This window comes from Pantoea sp. GD03673 (assembly GCF_029844725.1).
In the GTDB taxonomy this organism is placed as follows: domain Bacteria; phylum Pseudomonadota; class Gammaproteobacteria; order Enterobacterales; family Enterobacteriaceae; genus Pantoea.
Map to the genome: position 1 here is coordinate 173746 of NZ_JAOCKJ010000002.1, position 18598 is coordinate 192343.

Genomic DNA, 18598 nt, shown 5'->3' on the forward strand with positions numbered 1-18598 from the left:
TTAACAATCATTTTAGACGCATTATGGTTACTTTTTTAACTAAAAGTTTTCACAAGAAAGAAACAAAACCGGTGAGATGTGCATCACTGCGGGTCATCGCGGCGAAACCACTGCGCCCGATTAACGGGACGCAGTGCGGGGACGTGAAGCGTAGAAGAAGAGCAGCAGAGAAATTGTTGCGCAGAGCGCGATAGTGCCGACCATAGGCTAGGCGCTGTTAAAGCTCATCAGGGACAGCAACGCCCCCACACAGGCACCGACGCCAAAACGCAGCGTGCCCGCCAGAGAGGAGGCCGTTCCGGCCATGTGCGGAAACTCATCCATGATCACCGCCATGGCATTCGATGAGACCATCGACACACAGCCAATAAACATCGCGATTCCTGTCACCAGCGGTAAAAAGCCAAGGCTGAAAGCACTGACCAGCAGCAGCCAGATCCCCATGCAGAACTGTATCAGCAGGCCCAGCCGGAACATCGCCACCGGACCAAAGCGGCGCACGGCGCGGCTGTTAATCAACGTCAGCACAAACAGAAACACCACGTTCAGGCCAAAGTAATAGCCAAAATTTTGCGGTGAAACGTGATTCAGTTCGATGTAAACAAAGGGGCCGGCATTGAGAAAGCTAAAGAGGCCCGCAAAGGAGAAGCCGCTCGCCAGCATGTAGCTGAACGCCCGTTTGTGGCGAAACAGCGTCACGAAGTTGCCCAGCGTAGTGCGCAGATGAAACCGCTGTCGCAGCTCCGGCTTCAGGGTTTCGCGGATCTGCGTGCTCACCAGCACGGTTGTCACCAAAGCCGCGCCCGCTAGTGCCCAGAAGATAGCGTGCCAGCTCCAGAGCACCAGCAGCCAGCCACCGATGATCGGGGCCAGCAGTGGCGCAATGGTGGTAATCAGCATTACAAAAGACATCATGCGCGAAAAGTCCTCTTTCGAGTAACTGTCACGCATTAAGGCATTGATCACGACGCTGGCTGCGGCAGCCGAAAGCCCATGCAGGAAGCGCATTGTAATCAGCTGATCGATGGTCTGCGACATCGCGCAGGCGGCAGCGGCGCAGGCAAAGATCAGCGTGCCGAGCGTAATCACCGGCTTACGCCCGTAACTGTCTGCCAGTGGCCCATAAATCAGCTGACCAATCGCGAAGCCAAGAATATAGAGGTTGAGCGACATCTGCACGCTACCGGCTGAAACGCCAAATTCCCGTGCAATCTGCGGCATAGCGGGCAGATACATGTCGATCGACAATGGCATCAGCATGGCTAACAGACCGAGGATAACCACCAGTCCTGTTGGTGAATTTTTTTCCTTACGCACACCTTCTCCTGTCCTTGTAATCGTGACGCGGGCCGCCTGGCCCGCCCGGTTATTTTGCCTGCAACTCTTTTGGCAGGCCAATGCTGGCGATCTCTTCTTCCGTCAGCGCACGGTATTCGCCCGGTTCCAGATCGGCATCCAGTACGATGTCGCCAATGCGTTCGCGATGCAGCTCAATGACGCGGTTGCCCACTGCCGCAAACATCCGTTTCACCTGGTGATAACGGCCTTCGCTCAGGGTCAGCAGCACTTCTGTGGGGGTGATCACCTCCAGCTGTGCCGGTTTGGTCAGGCTCTTCTCATTGTGCAGCTGCACGCCCGCTGTAAACTGCGCGGCCGTCTCATCGCTGACGGGCGACTCCAGGGTGACGCGGTAGGTTTTTTCGCAGTGATGACGTGGCGAGGTGATGCGGTGTGACCACTGACCATCATCTGTCATCAGCACCAGCCCGGTGGTGTCGATATCCAGACGCCCCGCCGCGTGCAGTTTGAATGACATCGGCTCTTCAAGGAAATAGAGGATGGTGGGATGATCGGGATCGTCGGTTGAGCAGACGTAACCCTGCGGTTTATTCAGCATGAAGTAGCGTGGGCCGGTGAGCATCTGCAGCACGTTGCCGTCATAAGCGACCTCGTGGTCGGGCAGCAGTTTAAACGCGGTATCGCGCACGATCTCCCCGTTAACGGTGACACGCTGGCCGCGGATTTCGCGATGAGCGATGGCGCGGCTGATTTCCAGTTGCTGAGAGATGAATTTGTCGAGTCGCATGAATTCGTTTTGCCTGTTACTGCGGAGGGAATCTGAAACGGCCTGGTTAACCGTTGAAAATGTGCGGGAAGTATAACGTGATCCGCGCCAGCCTGACAGCGCGTTTACCGCTCTTTCATGGCATAATTACCCCCGGTTTTGCAAAAGTGAGCAACATGTCTTTTACCTTACGCCCCTATCAACAGGATGCGGTTAACGCCACCGTTGCGTATTTCCGTCGTCATCAAGCGCCTGCGGTGATTGTGCTGCCAACCGGAGCCGGAAAGAGTCTGGTGATTGCCGAACTGGCACGGCTGGCGCGTGGCCGCGTGCTGGTGCTGGCGCACGTCAAAGAGCTGGTGGCGCAGAACCACAGTAAATATCAGGCTTATGGACTGGAGGCCGATATTTTTGCCGCCGGACTGCAGCGCAAAGAGAGTCAGCGCAAAGTGGTGTTTGGCAGCGTGCAGTCGGTGGCGCGTAACCTCGACCAGTTCGACAGCGCCTTTTCTCTGGTGATTGTCGATGAGTGCCACCGTATCGGTGATGATAAAGAGAGTCAGTATCAGCAGATTTTTCATCATCTGCGTCAGCACAATCCGCAACTCCGTTTACTGGGCCTGACCGCCACGCCGTTCCGGTTGGGTAAAGGCTGGATTTATCAGTTCCACTATCACGGCATGGTACGTGGCGACGAAAAATCGCTGTTTCGCGACTGTATCTATGAGCTGCCGCTGCGCTACATGATTAAGCACCAGTTCCTGGTGCCACCCGAGCGGCTGGATATGCCCGTGGTGCAGTACGATTTCAGCCGCCTGACAGCTCAGTCGAACGGCCTGTTCAGCGAAGCCGATCTGAACCGCGAACTGAAACAGCAGCAGCGCGTAACGCCCCATATCATTCGTCAGATTGTGGAGTTCGCTGACGACAGGCGGGGGGTGATGATTTTCGCGTCAACGGTAGAACATGCGCGTGAAATTCTGCACCTGCTGCCGGAAAACAGCGCGCTGGTCTCAGCGGAAACGCCTGCCAGCGAGCGCGATGCACTGATTCTGGCCTTTAAAGCGCAGCAGCTTAAATTCCTGGTGAACGTCGCGGTACTGACCACCGGTTTTGATGCTCCGCACGTGGATCTGATTGCGATCCTGCGCCCGACCGAGTCAGTCAGCCTTTATCAGCAAACCGTCGGACGCGGCCTGCGGCTCGCCCCCGGTAAAACCGACTGCCTGATTCTTGATTATGCCGGTAATCCGCACGATCTTTTTACCCCTGAAGTGGGTGCGCCCAAAGGGGCCAGTGATAATCAGCCGGTACAGGTTTTCTGCCCTGCCTGCGGTTTCGCCAATACTTTCTGGGGCAAAGCAACCGCAGATGGCATGGTGATTGAGCATTTTGGCCGACGCTGTCAGGGCGTGCTGGAAGATGATGAAGGCGAGCGCGAACAGTGTGACTTCCGCTTCCGCTTTAAAAGCTGCCCTGACTGCGGGGCAGAGAATGATATTGCTGCCCGGCGCTGTCACCAGTGCGACAAGATTCTGGTCGACCCGGACGACATGCTCAAAGCGGCGCTGAAGCTTAAAGATGCGCTGGTGCTGCGCTGTGGCGGCATGACGCTTGAACAGGGCCGCGACGCCAAAGGCGAATGGCTGAAGGCAACCTATCACGACGAAGATGGCACCAGCGTCAGCGAACGGTTTCGTCTGCAGACACCGGCCCAGCGTAAGGCGTTTGAACAGCTGTTTATGCGCCCGCATCAGCGCGCGCCCGGTGTGCCGCTGGGCTGGCAGACCGCCGCTGACGTGCTGGCGCTGCAGCCGCTGCTGCGCCATCCCGACTTTGTGGTAGCACGTGCCAAAGGCCAGTTCTGGCAGATCCGCGAGAAAATGTTCGATTACCAGGGGCGCTATCGCCGTGCCAATGAGCTGCGTTAATGCTGACGCGCCTCCGGCGTGCGGCTATATCGTTTGCTACCACCCGGCATAACGGCTATACTGCCGCCCGCTTTTGCATGTGCATTAGCGGGATTGAATAACCAGCCTGTTACTGGGTCGCCTGTAGCAGGATTAAATAAAGAGAATTGTCATGTTCACTATCAATGCAGTAGAACGCAAAGAGCAGGGTAAGGGTGCGAGCCGCCGCCTGCGTACAGCAAACCGTTTCCCGGCCATCATCTACGGTGGTTCTGAAGCGGCTGTTGCCATCGACCTGGATCACGACTCCGTAATGAACCTGCAAGCTAAGCCAGGTTTCTACGAAGAAGTTCTGACCCTGTCAGTTGACGGTAAAGAAACTAAAGTGAAAGTTCAGGCTGTTCAGCGTCACCCGTTCAAGCCAAAACTGTTCCACATCGACTTCGTTCGCGCTTAATCGCGAATTACGTTGATAACAGAAGGGCCGGTTGCGAAACCGGCCCTTTTATTTTGTCGCTGCCAAAGATTGTCGCAGCGCTGAGTGAAAAAAAGCGCCCCGAAGGTGAATGCCGACCATTTAAGCATCGGCATCAGGGCTAAGCGCGGCGTTTTTATTTGCTGCTGGTACGGCGCTGAAGCTGGTCACGCAGATTGGGAGGAGTGCCCTTAATCGTCAGGGTGTCCGTTGCCGGATCCCAGAATATGCGTTCGCCCAGTAACATTGCATCAAAGTTCAGGGTCAGTCCCCCGCCGCTACCGGCAAACTTTGTGAGCTGACGCAGCGTACTGCGATCCGCCGGGAAGCTCTCTTCCAGTTCATAGCCCTGCTCCTGGGTAAAAGCCTGAAAGGTTTTTTCGCCCAGCGGTGGCAGTTCGCTCGACAGATCTTCCAGCGCAATCTCTTCGCCCGCCTGCAACTGCTCGTTGCAGTAGCTGTAGACCTGCTGGCGATAGTTCTGCCGTTCCTGCTTATCCAGTTCCGATTCGTTGCAGTAGTCATCAACGGCCTGCAACAGACCGCGGTTCTGCGCCTTGGTGTCTAATCCCACTTCGGCACCCAGGAAGTCCATAAAGAAGTCAGCCACTTTACGGCCAACGCGCCCGCGCAGGAAGGTCAGGTAACGGGTCGATTCCGGGTTGGTTTCCCACTCGGTTAAATCGATACGCGCCACGATGTCGGCATGATTAATATCAAGATAATGTGTGCTGCTGATATCCAGCTGCTCATTCACGCGCATGCTGGACTGGCTGTTCAGCACCGCAATCAGCAGGTACTCCACCGCCAGATAACGGTAGTGAATAAACAGCACCACGCCGCCTTCCGCAAACGGATATTTCGCCAGTTCATCGCGCAGGCGACCTGTCGCGGCACGGCTAAAGGCGAGAAAATCATCGTTGCCCTTACGACAATTACGCAGCGCTTCTGCCAGTTCACTCTCTGCATTGAACAGGCCATAGGCTTTGCTTTTTGCGCTGTAAACCCGGTGTAACTCCTCCACCATCGCGTTGACCGTGTTGGTGGCAGGCAGCAGCGAATCGCGCAGCGCCAGTTCAAGCTGGTTTTCATCGCGTTTAATTAACTGATGCAGGGCAATCTGGTCGATATCCAGACTCATGGTAGACTCTCCTTTTAGCACAGGCGCGTATTCAAACACCGCCAGCATCGGCTTTCAACTCCATGCTTAAAGCGAACGCAGTACTTTCGATAAAATTGCGGTAAAAAGTGCGCTGTTCCGGTAATATATCGCCTTTTAAAATGAGCTTAGACGACGATATGGCACAATCATCACGCTACAGTGACGAACGCGTGGAACAACTCCTCGCGGACATGGCCCAAATCCTGCACAAGGACAAAGCCCCCACCGATCTCTCCCTGATGGTTCTGGGAAATATGGTGACCAACTTAATTAACAGCGATGTCGCCCCGGCGCAACGTCGTTCACTGGCACGATCTTTCGCCGATGCCCTTCAGGCGTCTGTGCGTGACGACAACGCCCATTAATTGGCTGATTTGATCTCATAATATGGTAACCAACCGGCAGCGCTACCGCGAAAAAGTCTCCCAGATGATCAGTTGGGGGCACTGGTTTGCTCTGTTTAACATCTTATTCGCGCTGATTTTAGGCAGTCGCTACCTGTTGGTCGCCGACTGGCCTTCTTCACTGGCGGGGCGTATCTACGCCTATACCAGCTGGGTGGGCCACTTCAGTTTTGTGGTTTTTGCCGCCTATCTGCTGATTATCTTCCCGCTGACCTTTGTGGTGATGTCGCAACGGCTGATGCGGGTGTTATCGGCGGTGGTCGCCACGGCCGGGCTGACGCTGGTGATGGTCGACAGTGCGGTCTTCAGCCGCTTCCACCTGCACCTGAATCCGGTGGTGTGGGAACTGGTCATTAACCCTGACCAGAGCGAGATGGCACGTGACTGGCAGCTGATGTTTATCAGCGTGCCGCTGATTTTCCTGGTCGAAATGCTGTTTGCGACCTGGAGCTGGCAGAAGCTGCGTAGCCTGAATCGCCGTTCATTCGGTAAGCCGGTCGCCGCGCTGTTTATCAGCGCCTTCTTTGCCAGCCACCTGATGTATATCTGGGCCGATGCGAACTTCTATCGCCCGATTACCATGCAGCGCGCCAATCTGCCGCTCTCCTACCCGATGACGGCCCGCCGTTTCCTTGAGCGCCACGGTTTACTGGATGCGCAGGAATATCAGCGTCGGCTGGTTCAGCAGGGCGATCCGGAAGCGCTGGCGGTGGAGTACCCGCTGAGCGACATTACTTTCCGTGACGCCGGGACACGCAATAACCTGCTGGTGCTGACCGTCGATGGCCTGAATAACGCCACGCTGGCCAAAGCGATGCCGGAACTCGATCAGTTCGCCAGTGAGAACGTGCGCTTCACGCAGCACTACAGCGCGGGTGATACCCCGGAAAAAGGCTTGTTCGGCCTGTTCTATGGTATCTCCTCCAGCTATATGAACGGTATTCTGGCCTCGCGAACGCCGTCTGCCCTGCTGGGGGCGCTCAGTACGCAGGGTTATCAGTTTGGCCTGTTCTCCTCAGAGGGCTTTAATCCGCCGCTCTACCGGCAGGCGTTGCTGACCGATTACTCACTGCCTGCAACTAACAGTCAGCCCAACGCCAGCACGGTGGCGCAATGGCAGAACTGGCTGGAGAAACAGAAGGATTCACAGGCCCCCTGGTTCTCATGGATCGCCCTGAACGGCCCTGATGTCACCGGCGACAGTGACAAAACGCGTCAGCGCAGCTATCTGCGTCAGGCTCCGGCGGTTGATGAACAGATTCACGCGGTGCTCAGCAGCCTGCAGGCGCGTGATTTGCTCAAAAATACCGTTGTGGTGATTACCGCGCAGCGTGGTCTGGCACTGGAGGGCAATCCTGACAGCGCCGGAAACCGCCAGACGCTGCAGGTGCCGTTAGTGATTCACTGGCCTGATACCCCGGCGCAGACGGTTGATCGTCTTTCTGATCATCAGGATGTGATGGCGACGCTGATGCAGCGCCTGCTGCATGTACGGACGAATCCGCAGAATTACTCTCAGGGTGAAGACCTGTTTGCGGCGCGTCGTCGCCATGACTGGGTCGCCAGCAGCGAAGAGAACAAACTGGTTATTACCACGCCGCAGGTGACGCTGGTACTCAACAACAACGGCAGCTATCGCGCTTATGATGCGCAGGGCAACGCCCTGAAAGATCACAAGCCGGAACTGACGCTGCTGTTGCAGGTGTTAACGGAGGAGAAGCGATTTATCGCTAACTGATTAATTATCAGGCAAATAGTTTGCGGGTATCTTGCATTCATGACGATAACCAGTAGACTAATCCTCCAGTGTTCGGCACGTAGCGCAGCCTGGTAGCGCACGGTCATGGGGTGTCCGGGGTCGGAGGTTCAAATCCTCTCGTGCCGACCAAATTCCCTGAAAAGCAGCCCAAAAGGCTGCTTTTTTCGTTTCTGTCGTCAGCTTTAACTTCCCTCGCGTGTCCAGCATTCCGATCTATACTTAAAAACGTGTGGGTAACAAGAGGAGAGTTCATGACATTCATCGAAAAAGACGATCCAACCGAAGCACCCGAGTCCGGCGACAAACAACCTTCCCCGCCAGACCAGAAGTAACCCACAGGGCCGCGTCTGACGCGGCCTTTCTTTATCAGCGTTTCACATTCAGATTAATCCCGAACAGGGTTAACATCACCCTTGCAATCAGCAGGTTAGCGCTTGCAACAAAGTCTGATCAGACTCACAAAAGCAGCCATCCGCTGCGCTTATTCATCAAACTGAAACAAAAATGTCACAGAAAATGCCTACTCTGGATTCCCCAGAAATTGATGGATAATTTTTATGGCGATCAAAGCGAAAAGCCTGAAAGATGCAGAAGCGTTACTTCATTCAGGCATTAGCAAAGTGGAACTGGCGTATGACATTGGCAGCGACGATTTCTTTCGTCTGGCGAGCCACTGGTGCGACCGGGGTGCACGCATCAGCAGGGGTCACCACCATTTCGTTGTTTCTCTTAAAAGTTTTGCCATTCCTCCCAACGACTGATTGCGGCAGGCTGCTTGCCCTGAACCATCGTGCCTGATTAAATGCCTTTTTAGGTTTTGATGATGGTTTCGCATGCGCTATCCCGACCTGCCGCTGCCGCCTGTTGCAGGCGGCTTTATCCTCTCCCGTCACCTTAACCACAGCGATCCTTTGCTGGCGGTGAGTCACTTTGACCCACAAAAGTATCATGACGCGCTCGCTGCTGAATGGGGGATCCCCCTGCCCGCCCGACTGCAGCAGGCTGTGAGCAAACGACGTGCCGAATTCCTTGCAAGCCGTCTGCTTGCCCGATCGGTGATGGCTGAGCTGGGCATTATGGATTTCATTCTGACCAATGCCCCTGACCGATCGCCCTGCTGGCCAGCCGGTGTTCAGGCATCACTGTCACACAGTGCCGGTGTCGTCGTGGTGGCGGCTACCCGTCAGCCCTGCGCTATCGGGGTCGACGTCGAGCAGTTCATGCCAGAGACCACGGCGCAGGAAACAGCAGAGCTGTTGATGAACGCGCAGGAACAGGTTCTGTTGCAAAGACTGCCCATCTCCTTTGGTGCGGCCGCTACCCTGCTCTTCTCACTGAAAGAAAGCGTCTATAAAGCGTTATGGCCACAGCTCCATCAGCCGATGGACTTTCTGGATGCGGCACTGGTATCAGTAGATTTCGTGCAGCAGTGCGCCACGCTGCGCCTGACTCAGCACTTCAGTACAGCTTTTCCGGCGGGCATGTTATTACAGGCAAGTTTTGTGTGGCAGGAAAGTCAGGTCATTACCCTGGTTTCGCATCGGCTTTAGAAACCGGCTAAATAAATTTAGCCGGGAAAGATACAGACGAAAATAGGTTTTTCAGGATGGCAGAAAACGACGTTTCTGCTGATGGCTGAAGAGGCCTGATTAATGCGAAGCACCGCAGTGCGCTTTATTGCTACGTTTTGCCCGCTGCCATCAAAGCCCGGTGTCGGTCCGCTTTACCGAGTCGAGCGTGGCAAGTTCGCGTTCGTTACCGGTCAGCTCCGTTAACTGCCCTTCGCGCATCTCCAGCAGCCGATCGGCATGAATAAAGTAGTGATCGTCATGACTGATCGCAAACACCGTTTTACCTGCCTGCTGCAACCACGGCAGCAGCTCGCGGTAGAAGATGCGGCGAAAATGGGGATCCTGATCTGCCGCCCATTCATCCAGTAACAGCACATCGCGTTCTTCTGCCACCGCCAGCAGCAGCGCCAGTCGTTTACTCTGCCCTTTAGACAGCCGCAGATTCAGCACTTTATTGCCTTCAATCTTCAGCTTATCCTGCATTTTCAGCCTCTCCAGCCACAGCTGCACCAGCGCCGGATTGGCCACCACGCCGTCCCGCCCCATTAACCGGTCAAACAGATGTAAGTCGGTAAAGACCGCCGAGAACTGACTGCGCCACACATCGAGCTCGTCTGCCGTGATCGGCTTACCATCCAGCAGCAGCGTGCCGGACTGAGGCTGATAAAGCCCGGTCAGCAGCATCGCCAGCGTTGACTTCCCGCTGCCGTTGCCACCGATCAGAAACACCAGCTCACCCCGGCGCAGCGTCAGGTTAATCGGCCCGACCCGGAAGCCGTTATCACCATAATGAAAAGAGACGTCGCGCAGTTCCAGTGTCTGCCAGTCAGAGACGGCAGAGGGCGCGTGAAACCCGGCCTGATAAGGCGCAAGGTCAAAGGCGTTCAGCTTACGAAAGGCGACCTGGGCGCTGAGTAACGTGGGTAACGCGCCTACCGCTGAGAGCAGCGGCGTGCGTAAGAACAACAGCGTCAGAGAAAAGGTGGCGGCGACGGCGGTATTGGCCCAGCCCAGGCTGTTGGCCATAAAGAAGACCATGCCGATAGCGCCTAACGTCATGATATTCGACCAGTTCACCGCACTAAGATGATAGGTATCGGCGCGCACAATATGGTGACGCCAGGCGCGGGCATCTTCCTGATACACGGTGTCGTAAACCTGCTGCGCACGTGAGCGGTTCAGCTGCAGCTCTTTGCGTCCTTCAATGACCGTCTGGTAATCACGATAGAGGTTATCTTCAATTTCCCGCAGCTTTGCCATGTGCTGATAGACGCGAGAAACCAGCATCCAGCCGCCTGCCAGCGTGACACCCAGCCAGAGACTGGTCACCAGCAACATTTTCGGCGACAGCCAGGCGAGATAGATCGCTGATCCAAGTGTAATAATGACACCCTGAAACAGCTCCGGCAGGCGCACAAAGGCCAGCGTAATCGCCCGTACGTCGCTGGTCAGTCCCGCCAGCAGTTGCGCACTGCCGAGCTGCTCAATGCGTTCAACGCGGGAATCGAGAATACGCTTGATAAATTCGCCGCGCAGTCGCCAGACAAACTGATGGCCGAGCATCGTCAGCGCCAGCTGGGAGGCCAGCGTCACCGCCATCAGCACCACCAGTTGCAACAGAAACTGCGGCAGTACCGCAAATGAGGTGTTAATGGCGACAATCATTTCGCGGTTGATAAAGGCGATCATGCCGATACCCAGCACGGCGCTTAACAACGTCAGCGCAATTACCCCAATAAAAGGCCAGCGGAACTGGCGAAAAACAACGCTTAGCAACGTCATGCAGGCATTCCAGCAGTCAAAAAACAGCCTGCAGTGTAATGGGATGCAAAATGATAGCAATAGTTATTCTCACCACGCTATCACCGGTGTGGCAGGTTAAAAGGCGCGGCGAAACGTCAGGTTGTAACGCCAGGCACCGACCAGCGGATGAACGCCTGGTTTCAGCGGCAGGATGCCATGATAACGCAGGCGCGACGGCCCGCCCCACACCACAATATCGCCATGCTCCAGCAGCACGCGCTGGGTGCTGTCAGTGCGTTCGAAGCCGCCAAACTGAAACACGGCAGGTAAACCCAGCGACACCGAAACAATAGGCTGACGCAGATCTTTCTCATCTTTATCCTGATGCAGCGTCAGTTTCGCACCCGGTTCATAGCGATTAAGCAGGCAGGCATCCGGGTTAAAGTCCGGGAAGCCCGCTTCAGAGGCGGCCTGCTGCGCCAGACTGCGAAACAGCGGCGGCATGGCCGGCCATTTGCGTCCGTTCAGGTTGTCCTGCTGCTGATAATTGTAACCACGCGAATCCACCGACCAGCCGAAATCGCCGCAGTTGGTCATCGCCACCGACATACGATGGCCGCCGGGCGTGATGCGATGGGCAAAGGGGTTCTGCTGCGCAATCGCCATGATCTGCTGATACAGCGCGTCTGCATCCTCGCGTGCGCGACGCCGCAGGATCACGGCCCCTTCCGCCAGCGGCTCCTGCCAGGGTTGCTCTTCACTAAAAAGATCTAACATCAGGGTTCTCCGGATTTATCGGGGATCAGGAAGGCAGCAAACTGCGGCGACATCCAGCTGACGAATTTATCGCCCTGCTTGCTGATCAGATAGACCGCCAGATGCTCTTTTAACGCCAGCGCTTTCGCTTTTTCGGTGCCAAGTACCATCAGTCCGGTATCCCAGCCATCGGCTTCCAGCGCCGTGGTGGCGATTACCGTGGCAGAAACCAGTTTATGCTCAATCGGCCGTCCCGTAACAGGATCGATGACATGAGAAATGCGCTTGCCATCCAGTTCATAATAGTTGCGATAGCTGCCGGAGGTGCTAATGCCGTGTCCCTGCAGACTCACGCGCGCCTGCACTGCATTTTCACGATCGGTGGGTTTCTGGATTGCCACCCGCCACGGCTGCTGCTGCGCATTCAGTCCGCGACTCAGCACCGCGCCACCTACCGACACCAGATAGTTGTTGATGCCGAGCTGCTCCATCAGTCGCGCCAGATGATCGGTCGCGAAGCCCTCACCCACCGTCGAGAGATCGACATAAAGGTCCGGCAGATCTTTCTGCAGCCACTGCCCGGCTGCGCCCTGCACGACCCGCAGATGTTGCAACCCGGTCTGCGCCCGGGCGGCGGCGATCTGTGCTGCATCCGGCGTATGGCCAGGCTGTTTTGTCGGGCCAAAGCCCCATAAGTTAACCAGTGGACCGACGGTAATATCCATCGCCCCGCCGGTTTTACGGCCAATCCGCAGTGAGGTGGTGACAATATCCGCCATGTTTTCACTCACCGGCTGCAGCGACAGATCACGGCTCTGGTTAAAACGGGACAACACGGAATCGGCTTTCCAGGTGGAGAGTTCAGCATCATCCGCGTCCAGCTGCTGCTGAATGCTGTGTTGCAGCTCCGCTTTACGGGAGTTCGCCACACCGGTCAGGCTCACCCGCCAGACGGTTCCCATCGTTTTTCCTTCCAGCACCATTGCCGGTGTGGCCGCAGGCTTATCGCAAGCCACTAACGTCAGTGCCAGCATCGCCGTAAACAGCAGATTAGTCTGATAACGCATCTTTCCTCACTTGTAACACTTTATTCCGACCTGCTACAAAGCATAAACTTCGGGTAAAGACGCTTAAAGAAAGTTGAATATCTCTCTAAAGCCCCTCACACTTTACCCGTCATCTACCCTGTGCCCGCCTTTAATCAGGCGATCGACATTCATTCAATTAAGGAGCAGCAGATGATTTATCTGATTCTCGCCATTGCCCTGGGGCTGTTTATCTTCAGTACCTATAAAGTCCTGCATCAGCGCCGTCATCGTCATATGCTCCCCTCCCGGCCGCGCCATTAACAGGCTTCCCTGCACCGGACTGGGGCAACATGCTCCCATCGGGCGCAGCAAGTGTACCAAAGCAGGCGTAACGCCTGTGGCTGTGAGAGCGGTTAAGCTGGCATGAATTCTGCACTGTTGAAACAGTGTTTATCTCTGAAGAGGTGCAGAATGAAAAATTCACAGAAGTGGCCGTCAGCATGGCATCACTGGCTGAGCTTTTCAGCCTTTACGCTGGCAGGTGTCGCGTTTGAAGGTGCGCGATTTGGCAGTGTTGTGTCGTCGGTGACCACGGCACCGGAAGCCACAACGTGGCAAAAATCTGAAGCGCCCGGCCCGGAAAATGAGGCAGGAGCGCAGCGGTAACTGCGCTCCCTGACGACTCAGAACTGGTAAACCAGACCCAGTGCCACCACGTCGTCGGTATTGATACCGGCTGCGTCGGTGAAGTCGTTGTCGTCCAGCAGGTTGATCTGGTAATCAACGTAGGTGGACATGTTTTTGTTGAAGTAGTAGGTCGCACCTACATCAACATATTTTTTCAGATTCTGTTTGCCCCAGTTCTGAACATCCGTGCCGCGTGAGGTGACGTAGGCCAGGGATGGACGCAGGCCAAAGTCGAACTGATACTGTGCAACCAGTTCCCAGTTGTCCGCTTTATCTGCATAACCGTACGCTGAAGAGGCGTCACTGCTGTCTCCGAAGCGGGTCGCATTGTAAGCACGCGAGTACATTGCCGCCAGATAGACGTTGTTCGCGTCATATTTCAGACCGCCGGTGTACACTTCCGCTTTATCGCCACGGCCAAGGATAGTTGACGTTGCGCTGTTCTGATCGTTGGTACGGTCAGACTGGAAAGCAGCGGCACCGATGCCGAAGCCTGAACCCAGATCATAGGTCGTGCTCAGACCCCATCCGTCGCCATTCTGACCCAGTACGTCACGTCCATTCGGGGATTCGCTGTTGTTGCCATTCTTGCCCTGATACTGCACGGCGAAGTTCCAGCCATCCACCAGACCGAAGAAGTTATTGTTACGGTAGGTCGCCATGCCATTACCGCGCTGATACATAAAGTTATCTGCGCCATAGGTATCGCCACCGAACTCTGGCAGTACGTCGGTCCATGCGCCGATATCGTAGGCGACGCCGTAGTTACGGCCATAGTCGAACGAGCCTGCATCACCGAATTTCACACCGGCAAAGCCGACACGGGTGTAGCTGTTGGCTGTGCCTTCAGACTCGGCGTTGTTCAGCGCGGCCTGATATTCCCACTGGCCGTAACCGGTCAGCTGATTGCTGATTTCCGTTTCGCCTTTGAAGCCGAAGCGAACGTAGGATTGGTCGCCATCAGAACCGTCGTTGTCAGAGAAGTAGTGCAGACCGTCAACTTTACCGAAGAGGTCTAATTTGTTGCCGTCTTTGTTATAAATTTCAGCTGCGTTTGCTGATCCTGCTGCAACCAGTAATGCAGGGACCACCAGGGAGAGAACGCGACGTTTCATTTTATTACCCTCTGTTATATGCCTTTATTATTTGCCACTGCTAACTGAATGATTAAAAATTCAGCCGGCAGGCCATTGTTGTTTTATACCGGGCAATAATCCACCAGGAAAATGCTACTAAATTTCCAAAAGTGTTTCACAATTCGAAATAGTTATTTCTTAATGTAAATATCGGGGAACTAATAACCAGCACAGATCGATAAAAAATAGCGCACAAATCGTTAATATGATTTTGAATTGTTTTTTATCAAGAGGTTACATCAGAGCAATCCGAAGCACTGAATGATAAAACTTTTAGGGCATCTGGTAATAGAATAGATCCCGCTATCATCATTTATTCCATTATTACCTTCATTCTCCCCGAATGAGATGTACAACTTATTATTTCCCGCCGGACAAATTGTCCGGCTTTTTTTTGCCTGCAATTTGCCGTTCCGCTATATCTGCGTAAACTTTCTTAATCGGGTTAAATTAACGCCATGCTGCGTCCGCACACGGTGTTAAATTGCGCACGCATTGCACCCTGAATGAGGGAATATCCGCCATGTTAATTTATCACCGTAATTAAGCAAGCGGACAGTTTAGCTGGTGCGGTTTTTTAACGCTCACGCAGCGATTCTTTGACTTTATTCAGCGGTTTAATCAGATAGTCCATCACCGATTTCTGACCGGTTTTAATCTCAACATTCGCCACCATTCCCGGCACAATCGGGAATTTTCGTCCGGCACGGTTGGTCAGCTCCGCTTTCTGGGTTCGAACGTAAACACGGTAGTAATATTGATCGCGTTTTACCTCATCCTGCAGGGTATCGGGCGACACCGTTTCAACCTCGCCGGGCAGATCGCCGTCGATAGAAGAGTCATAGGCGGTGACCTTCACGGTGGCGGCCAGGCCGGGACGGATATACGCGATATCACGTGGATTGATGCGCGTCTCAATCAGCAGCTGATCCTCCAGCGGCACAATTTCCATCAGTTTACCGCCTGGCTCCAGCACGCCGCCGACCGTGGTGACCTGGATATCTTTGACGATGCCGCGCACCGGTGAGTAGAGCGTGGCACGCGTCAGCTGATCCTCTTTACCTGCCGCCACCTGCAGTTGTGCATCCAGTTCGGCATTGTTTTTCACCTGCTCTTCGTGGGCGCGCACCAGATAATCATTTCGCGCCTCGTCGATTTTGCCGCGCAGATCGCTGACCTGACGACGCAGACGAATCACCTCGACCTGCCCGGCCGCGCCTTTGGCCACCAGCGGTTCCGTCAGCCGCAGCTCATCCTGCACCAGTTTCAGTGACTGCTGCAGATTACTGATGGTTTCGGTGAGATTACGGCGTCGCGACTCATAGAGCTGTCGTTCACGCGTCACCAGCTGCGGCTCCTTCAGGGTTTCGGCGCTGAAGGTCAGCGGCGTGCCGGAGAGTTCCGCTTCCAGCCGTTCCGACGAGGCGCGCAGCGTGCGTACCTTAGCCTGCGCCTCGCCGAAGTTTGACTGGAAGCGCGTCGGATCGAGGGTCGCCAGCACCTGCCCTTTCTCAACAATGTCGCCTTCATGCACGTTAAGCTGTTTAACGATGCCGCCATCGAGGCTGTCGATCACCTGTGCGCGACTGGAGGGGGTTACTTTGCCGGTGCCAACGGTGACCTCATCCAGAATGGCGAAGTGTGCCCAGATGAGAAAAATCGCCAGTGCGGCGGTGCAGAGCCAGATAATCGCCGATGTCCGGCGCTCATGACGGGCAAGATCTTTATCAACAATGACCAGACTCATGCAGCATCTCCTTTCCCGGACGTCGCTGGCGCAGTTGCACGGCGCAGGATCTCGTCACGCGGACCATCGGCCACAATCCGGCCGTTATCCATTACCACAATACGGTCAACCATCTTCAGCAGCGCCGGACGGTGCGTTACCAGCACCAGCGTCCGGCCGCTGATCCAGCCCTGTAACTGACGGATCACATGCTCCTCCAGCTGTTCATCCATGGCTGCAGTGGGCTCATCCAGCAGCACCACCTGCGGCTGTCGCAGAATCATCCGGCTCAGCATCACCATCTGGCGCTGACCGCCTGACAGCCCGCGTCCGCCTTCATTGATTATGCGATCCAGGCTGGCGGCATCCTGCTGTACCAGCGACAGCGCACCGCTGATACGCAGCGCCTGCAGCATCTCCTGTTCGCTGGCGTGGGGATTGCCCAGCATCAGGTTCTGCCGCAGTGTGCCAAAGAAAAGGCGGGAGTCATGGGACAGCCAGCCGAGCTGACGACGCAAATCGACAGGGTCGATACGCGCAATATCAACGCCATCAACAATCACTTTGCCCTGCGTGGCCTGCGCCTGACCGGCGAGGATCTTCAGCAGCGTCGATTTCCCTGCCCCGACTTTGCCCAGAATGGCAATCTTCTCGCCGGGCTTGATCTGCAGTTGCTGCACGTTGAGCACGTTCTTTTCATTCTCTTCGTCATAGCTGTAATGCACATTGCGCAGATCGTACTGGCCGGTAAGCGTCGGACAGTGCGCCAGCGTGGCGGCGTCAGGCTGATCAAGCGGCTTTTTCAGCAGCTCATCCAGCCCTTTCATTGCCATTTTGGCGTGCTGCCAGCGTGAGAAAACCATCGTCAGCTGCATTAATGGCGCGATGGTGCGGGACGAAAGCAGGCTACAGGCGACCAGCGTACCGGTGGTGATTTGCGAATCGAGCACCAGATAGACACCAAACACCAGCATCCCCGCATAGGTCAACTGCTGCACCGTTGACGCCCAGCCGGTCAGGCGTGCGCCCCATAACCGCTGCTGGTTGCTGATTGAAGCGCTGACTTCGTGGGTCTGTTCCCACTGGCGCTGAAAATAGGGTTCCGCCTGCAGCGCCTTGATATCCTCAATCCCTTCAATGGTCTCCACCAGCACCGCATTGCGCAGTGCCCCCTCACGCAGCCCCTCTTTGGCCAGCCGCGCCATCGGGATTTGCACCAGCAGGCCGGGAATGACGATCAGCGGGATCGCCGCCAGCGGGATCAGCACCAGCCAGCCGCCAACAAACGACATGATGAACAGGAACAGGATCACAAAGGGCAGATCGGCGGCGGCACCGACCGTGGTCGAGGTCAGCAACTCACGCACCTGGTCGATCTCACGCAGCTGCGAGATAAAGGAGCCGGTCGACTTTGGCCGCGCTTCATTACGGATGTTCATCGCCCTGGCAAACAGCATGGCGGACACTTTCAGGTCGATGCGTTTGCCCATTAAATCTGACACCTGGGTTCGCATCAGCCGGATCAGATATTCGATGGCCGCCGCGATCAGCACCCCGATAAACAGCACCCAAAGCGTGGACTGCGACTGAGCCGGAATCACCCGATCGTAGACCTGCATTGAAAAAAGAATCCCGGCCAGCGCCAGCACGTTGCTGACCACCGAGGCCAGCGAAATCTCGGTGATGCGGCGTCCCATGCCGCGAAAATTTTTCCAGAACCAGTGTGGCTCATAGGGCTGAACAAACTCGTCAATGCGGGCATCCCGGCCTCGCGCCGCCACGCCAATCACACCGACATCGCCCTGCGCGCGGGCCAGCAGTTCCGATAAGGCGCTTTCCCGCACCACATCGCCACCTTCACTGAGCCAGTAGCGGGCGCTGCCGTCGGCGTCGATACCCTCCAGCACCGCCACACTGGCATTTTCCAGCACCAGCACCACCGGGGTGATCTCCTGACGCCAGCGCAGTTTGTTCTGCGGCACCATCGTCAGATGCAGTCCCAGCAGCCCGGAAAGTCGTTCCAGCTGCTGTGACACCGGCAGATGTTCAAACCAGCGCATCTGCTGACGCAGGGTTTTGCCATCGGCAGGTTTACCGAATCGCGCGGCCACGCGAAGCATGGCGGCAATCCAGTTATCGGTATTCAGGGTGGATGTACTCATTATTAATGCCTTAT

The 18598-nt window shown here is 55.7% G+C and carries 16 protein-coding genes, 1 tRNA gene and 1 pseudogene; 9 read left to right on the top strand and 9 right to left on the bottom strand.

Translation table 11 applies throughout. The features are described 5' to 3' along the window. Window positions 1–120 precede the first annotated feature (120 nt). Window positions 121–1317 (bottom strand): annotated as a pseudogene (locus N5J69_RS04195) (Bcr/CflA family multidrug efflux MFS transporter). Between the two features lie 49 nt (window positions 1318–1366). Further along, a complete protein-coding gene (rsuA, locus tag N5J69_RS04200; RefSeq protein WP_279768272.1) occupies window positions 1367–2086 on the bottom strand; it encodes a 16S rRNA pseudouridine(516) synthase RsuA in 720 nt (239 codons plus the stop codon). Between the two features lie 155 nt (window positions 2087–2241). Between rsuA and N5J69_RS04205 the strand changes: the two genes are divergently transcribed. Continuing rightward, on the top strand, window positions 2242–3996 hold the full coding sequence (locus N5J69_RS04205) for a DEAD/DEAH box helicase family protein (protein ID WP_279768273.1): 1755 nt from the start codon (window positions 2242–2244) through the stop codon (window positions 3994–3996). A 151-nt stretch (window positions 3997–4147) separates the two neighbouring features. Further along, window positions 4148–4432 carry a 50S ribosomal protein L25 gene (rplY, locus tag N5J69_RS04210; RefSeq protein ID WP_279768275.1) on the top strand — a complete coding sequence of 95 codons (285 nt, stop codon included), beginning with the start codon at window positions 4148–4150 and terminating at the stop codon, window positions 4430–4432. Window positions 4433–4586: 154 nt separating this feature from the next. Here the strand turns inward: rplY and yejK are convergent, their stop codons facing one another. Next, window positions 4587–5591, bottom strand: coding sequence for a nucleoid-associated protein YejK (gene yejK, locus N5J69_RS04215; RefSeq protein ID WP_013358541.1), 1005 nt, complete (start codon window positions 5589–5591; stop codon window positions 4587–4589). Window positions 5592–5749: 158 nt separating this feature from the next. Between yejK and N5J69_RS04220 the strand changes: the two genes are divergently transcribed. The 5 genes from N5J69_RS04220 to N5J69_RS04240 all read left to right on the top strand — a co-directional run bounded on the left by N5J69_RS04220 (window position 5750) and on the right by N5J69_RS04240 (window position 9325). Then, window positions 5750–5977 (top strand): YejL family protein, encoded by a 228-nt coding sequence (locus N5J69_RS04220; protein ID WP_279768278.1) that lies wholly within the window; start codon window positions 5750–5752, stop codon window positions 5975–5977. A gap of 22 nt (window positions 5978–5999) precedes the next feature. Next, window positions 6000–7754 (top strand): LPS biosynthesis-modulating metalloenzyme YejM, encoded by a 1755-nt coding sequence (gene yejM / locus N5J69_RS04225; protein WP_279768281.1) that lies wholly within the window; start codon window positions 6000–6002, stop codon window positions 7752–7754. Window positions 7755–7827: 73 nt separating this feature from the next. After that, window positions 7828–7904 (top strand) — tRNA-Pro (locus N5J69_RS04230). Window positions 7905–8332: 428 nt separating this feature from the next. Then, on the top strand, window positions 8333–8536 hold the full coding sequence (locus tag N5J69_RS04235) for a hypothetical protein (protein WP_003854174.1): 204 nt from the start codon (window positions 8333–8335) through the stop codon (window positions 8534–8536). Between the two features lie 72 nt (window positions 8537–8608). Continuing rightward, a complete protein-coding gene (locus tag N5J69_RS04240; protein WP_279768284.1) occupies window positions 8609–9325 on the top strand; it encodes a 4'-phosphopantetheinyl transferase superfamily protein in 717 nt (238 codons plus the stop codon). Between the two features lie 150 nt (window positions 9326–9475). On the opposite strand, the gene N5J69_RS04245 is transcribed toward N5J69_RS04240, so the two are convergent. The 3 genes from N5J69_RS04245 to apbE all read right to left on the bottom strand — a co-directional run bounded on the left by N5J69_RS04245 (window position 9476) and on the right by apbE (window position 12912). Beyond that, window positions 9476–11128 carry a multidrug ABC transporter permease/ATP-binding protein gene (locus N5J69_RS04245; RefSeq protein ID WP_279768285.1) on the bottom strand — a complete coding sequence of 551 codons (1653 nt, stop codon included), beginning with the start codon at window positions 11126–11128 and terminating at the stop codon, window positions 9476–9478. A gap of 96 nt (window positions 11129–11224) precedes the next feature. After that, window positions 11225–11866 carry a DNA oxidative demethylase AlkB gene (gene alkB, locus N5J69_RS04250; RefSeq protein ID WP_279768287.1) on the bottom strand — a complete coding sequence of 214 codons (642 nt, stop codon included), beginning with the start codon at window positions 11864–11866 and terminating at the stop codon, window positions 11225–11227. Continuing rightward, window positions 11866–12912 (bottom strand): FAD:protein FMN transferase ApbE, encoded by a 1047-nt coding sequence (gene apbE, locus N5J69_RS04255; protein ID WP_279768289.1) that lies wholly within the window; start codon window positions 12910–12912, stop codon window positions 11866–11868. Before apbE ends, alkB begins: the two co-directional genes overlap by 1 nt. Window positions 12913–13083: 171 nt before the next feature. Here apbE and N5J69_RS04260 point away from each other — a divergent pair, with 171 nt between their 5' ends. Together N5J69_RS04260 and N5J69_RS04265 are read left to right on the top strand one after the other, a co-directional pair. Then, the gene (locus tag N5J69_RS04260; protein WP_279768290.1) at window positions 13084–13194 is read left to right on the top strand and encodes a response regulator; all 111 of its coding nucleotides are present in this window, start codon (window positions 13084–13086) and stop codon (window positions 13192–13194) included. A gap of 150 nt (window positions 13195–13344) precedes the next feature. Beyond that, complete coding sequence (locus tag N5J69_RS04265) at window positions 13345–13539, top strand: hypothetical protein (RefSeq protein WP_279768293.1); 195 nt, start codon at window positions 13345–13347, stop codon at window positions 13537–13539. A 17-nt stretch (window positions 13540–13556) separates the two neighbouring features. Here N5J69_RS04265 and ompC read toward each other — a convergent pair whose 3' ends face one another. The 3 genes from ompC to N5J69_RS04280 form a co-directional block, all read right to left on the bottom strand. After that, complete coding sequence (ompC, locus tag N5J69_RS04270; protein ID WP_279768294.1) at window positions 13557–14675, bottom strand: porin OmpC; 1119 nt, start codon at window positions 14673–14675, stop codon at window positions 13557–13559. A gap of 598 nt (window positions 14676–15273) precedes the next feature. Further along, on the bottom strand, window positions 15274–16443 hold the full coding sequence (locus tag N5J69_RS04275; RefSeq protein WP_279768295.1) for an HlyD family efflux transporter periplasmic adaptor subunit: 1170 nt from the start codon (window positions 16441–16443) through the stop codon (window positions 15274–15276). Beyond that, window positions 16440–18584: a type I secretion system permease/ATPase gene (locus N5J69_RS04280; RefSeq protein ID WP_279768296.1), complete on the bottom strand. Its 2145-nt coding sequence runs from the start codon at window positions 18582–18584 to the stop codon at window positions 16440–16442. The genes N5J69_RS04275 and N5J69_RS04280 overlap by 4 nt, the downstream gene beginning before the upstream one ends. Between the last annotated feature and the right edge of the window lie 14 nt (window positions 18585–18598).

Bases quoted from the DNA above. Each gene is read 5' to 3' on its own strand.
- N5J69_RS04275 (WP_279768295.1), bottom strand. From the start codon at position 16,443: ATGAGTCTGGTCATTGTTGATAAAGATCTTGCCCGTCATGAGCGCCGG.
- N5J69_RS04260 (WP_279768290.1), top strand. From the start codon at position 13,084: ATGATTTATCTGATTCTCGCCATTGCCCTGGGGCTGTTTATCTTCAGT.
- N5J69_RS04265 (WP_279768293.1), top strand. From the start codon at position 13,345: ATGAAAAATTCACAGAAGTGGCCGTCAGCATGGCATCACTGGCTGAGC.
- rsuA (WP_279768272.1), bottom strand. From the start codon at position 2,086: ATGCGACTCGACAAATTCATCTCTCAGCAACTGGAAATCAGCCGCGCC.
- alkB (WP_279768287.1), bottom strand. From the start codon at position 11,866: ATGTTAGATCTTTTTAGTGAAGAGCAACCCTGGCAGGAGCCGCTGGCG.
- ompC (WP_279768294.1), bottom strand. From the start codon at position 14,675: ATGAAACGTCGCGTTCTCTCCCTGGTGGTCCCTGCATTACTGGTTGCA.
- yejK (WP_013358541.1), bottom strand. From the start codon at position 5,591: ATGAGTCTGGATATCGACCAGATTGCCCTGCATCAGTTAATTAAACGC.
- N5J69_RS04220 (WP_279768278.1), top strand. From the start codon at position 5,750: ATGGCACAATCATCACGCTACAGTGACGAACGCGTGGAACAACTCCTC.
- yejM (WP_279768281.1), top strand. From the start codon at position 6,000: ATGGTAACCAACCGGCAGCGCTACCGCGAAAAAGTCTCCCAGATGATC.
- N5J69_RS04235 (WP_003854174.1), top strand. From the start codon at position 8,333: ATGGCGATCAAAGCGAAAAGCCTGAAAGATGCAGAAGCGTTACTTCAT.
- apbE (WP_279768289.1), bottom strand. From the start codon at position 12,912: ATGCGTTATCAGACTAATCTGCTGTTTACGGCGATGCTGGCACTGACG.
- N5J69_RS04240 (WP_279768284.1), top strand. From the start codon at position 8,609: ATGCGCTATCCCGACCTGCCGCTGCCGCCTGTTGCAGGCGGCTTTATC.
- N5J69_RS04205 (WP_279768273.1), top strand. From the start codon at position 2,242: ATGTCTTTTACCTTACGCCCCTATCAACAGGATGCGGTTAACGCCACC.
- rplY (WP_279768275.1), top strand. From the start codon at position 4,148: ATGTTCACTATCAATGCAGTAGAACGCAAAGAGCAGGGTAAGGGTGCG.
- N5J69_RS04245 (WP_279768285.1), bottom strand. From the start codon at position 11,128: ATGACGTTGCTAAGCGTTGTTTTTCGCCAGTTCCGCTGGCCTTTTATT.
- N5J69_RS04280 (WP_279768296.1), bottom strand. From the start codon at position 18,584: ATGAGTACATCCACCCTGAATACCGATAACTGGATTGCCGCCATGCTT.